Source organism: Longimicrobium sp., assembly GCF_036554565.1.
Classification (GTDB): domain Bacteria; phylum Gemmatimonadota; class Gemmatimonadetes; order Longimicrobiales; family Longimicrobiaceae; genus Longimicrobium.
In genome coordinates this window covers 1-2,575 of record NZ_DATBNB010000631.1, presented here as the reverse complement: position 1 = coordinate 2,575, position 2,575 = coordinate 1, and the positions used below count along the sequence as shown (strand labels likewise).

1 protein-coding gene is annotated in these 2,575 nt (G+C 70.2%); it reads left to right on the top strand.

Translation table 11 applies throughout. The features are described 5' to 3' along the window. Window positions 1–488: 488 nt before the first annotated feature. Window positions 489–2,183 carry a glycosyl hydrolase family 8 gene (locus tag VIB55_RS17555; protein WP_331877969.1) on the top strand — a complete coding sequence of 565 codons (1,695 nt, stop codon included), beginning with the start codon at window positions 489–491 and terminating at the stop codon, window positions 2,181–2,183. Window positions 2,184–2,575 lie beyond the last annotated feature (392 nt).

Sequence of the window (2,575 nt, the reverse complement as noted above, 5' to 3'; positions counted from 1 at the left end):
GGAGTGGCGGACGGCGCGCAGGCGGACAGGAGCACCACGGAAGCGAGAAGGAACGCTCTCATCGGATCGGCTCGGGCGAGGGGGGGAGTGTCGGGGTTGCGTCCGCCGGGCGGCGTTGATCCGCAAGCTCAGGTGTTCGGGGGATGGAACGCAAGAGTACGCTGCGCAGCACGGCGCAGTTGGAGGGACCCGACGCAGAAAAGCTGCACGCGGAACACGATCCTGTAACGATTGGCCCCCGCAGCGCTTTTGCGCACGCCGATTGCGCACGCGACGTGGCCGGGGCCCGACAGCGCCGCTCTCCGACCGGCGCATCACACCCACTGGAGCGCAACCGACCACGCGTGCAGTCCGCGAAGGCGGACTTCGGGCCGTGCTTGCCGCGACTTCAGCCGCCCCCGCAGGGCCGCGGCCTCTGAACCGGTGACCGGCCTGGCGCCGCAATGACTTGCAAGCGCTCCCACGCCGTACCCTTCGTGAAACGCCACATGCGACGACGCAGCATCCTGGCCGGCATTGCCCTCGCGTCGGCGCTCGTCTCCTCCGGCGCCCCGGCCCAGCCCGATGCGCGGACGGGCGGCGCGGCGCCGTACCGGTACCCGTGCGCGCAGAGCATCACCGCGAACCAGGCCGCCGCCAACGAGCAGCTCCGGCAGAAGTACGAGCTGTGGCGCGCCTCGCGGGTGTCGTACGAGGGCGGGCAGGCCCGCGTACGCGCCGACGCCGACTTCACCTACTTCAACGACGACGGCACCGAGCATCAGCTGCCCCACGGCACCATCTCCGAAGCCCAGGGCTACGGGATGCTGCTGGCCGCATACATGGGCGACCGCAAGACGTTCGACGCGTTCGATGCCTATCGCCAGGCGCACCGGAACGCGAAGGGCGCCCTGCCCTGGGTGATCCGCGCCGACGGCGTGGTAGCCGACAGCGGGGCGGCCTCCGATGCGGACCAGGACATGGCGTTCGCGCTGCTGGTGGCGCACCGGCGCTGGGGCGGGTACGCGGAGCCGCTGAACGAGCTGCTGGCCACCATCCGCACGCACATGGTGGTCCCGGAAGGCTCGGCGCACGCCTACCTGCTGACCGCCGGCGACATGCCCCTGGAATATTGGGAAGTCACCTTTCCGGGCTCCATGGCCCCGGCGTGGTACCGGGCGTTCGCCACCCACACGGGCGACACGTTCTGGCTGGAGGTGGCCGACAAGTCGTACCAGTACCTGACCAGCATCGACCTGAACCCCAGCTACGGCAACGCGGCGACGGGGCTGCTGCCGGACCGCAGCCGCCCCGACGGCACCCTGGACGCCGACCCCGAGAGTCATCGCTATTCGTGGAATGCGGCGCGCGCCCCGTGGCGGCTGGCGGCCGACGCCGCGTGGAACTGCGAGAGCCAGGCGAGCAGCCGGCTGGACCGGATGAACGCGTTCTTCAGCGGCGCCGGCCCGGGCAGGGGCCCCACGGGCATCGGCTCGGCGTACCGCACCAGCGGCGCTTTCCTGGACGACAGCCTGTACGGCGGGCCGGACCGCAGCCCGTGGTTCTACGGCCCGCTCACGTCGGCGGCCATGCTGTCCCCGAACACCGGCTACCGGCGCGCGATGTGGATGGAGACGCTGCGGATGATGGATTTTTCCAAGTACGGGCACGGGCTGGGGCTGCTGGGGCTGATGCTGGCCAGCGGCAACATGCACGATCCCCTGGCCGACCCGCGGCGCACGGTGGACGACTTCGAGTCGGGGAATTCCACACGCTGGTGGACGTACGCGGACAGCGCCGGCAGCACCCTGGCCACGGCGATGGTCTGGCCGGCGGCGGTGGGGCACGGCGTGCGGGTGACGTACAGCGTGGTGAACTGGGCGGGCTTCGGCGTTACGCTGAACGAGAACTGGAGCGGGTACCGCGCGCTGGAGTTCTGGATGGAGGGCACCGGCTCCGGCAACCCCATCTACCTGGAGCTGGAAGATGCGGACGGCGAGCTCTTCGTCCACCGTTTCTTGGACGACTTCACGGGGTGGAGGTTCGCCAGCGTGCCATTGAACACCACCGCGTTCCCCCGCCGCAGGGACTACCAGCCGGCCACCACCAACAACGGAATGACGCTCACCAACGTCAGGGCCATCCGCTTTCAGCCCTGGGGCCGCGGAAGCTTCGGCGTGGACGGGCTCGTGCTCGTTCCCTGAGGCGCTTCGCACCAGCCGGTCGCCTGCACTGCATCCAGCCGCCAGCCGCACGTGTCATCCAGAGGCGCAAGCGCACCGCACCGGCCCGCACGTCGCAACTTCGCGCGCCGAAGGATCTAGCGGCGGATACCTCGAGGTCCGGGCGCGGCAGCGGTCACCCAAACCCGAAGCGCGGCCCGCAATATCAGGCTAGCGGGCATCCGTGCCGCTACCGCGCCCAAGCTGAGAAGTGACGCGGGCAAGATCCTTCGGCCCGCGCGGGATGTGCTGCGGGGCCGGTAAGGTGCGCCTGGGCCTCAGGATGACAGGCTCTGGGGCTCCGGCTGGGCCGGCGCACTCGGCGTCGCGTGCAGTCCGCGAAGGCGGACTTCGTGACTTTCCAGCTGCGGTTT

Bases quoted from the DNA above. Each gene is read 5' to 3' on its own strand.
- VIB55_RS17555 (WP_331877969.1), top strand. From the start codon at position 489: ATGCGACGACGCAGCATCCTGGCCGGCATTGCCCTCGCGTCGGCGCTC.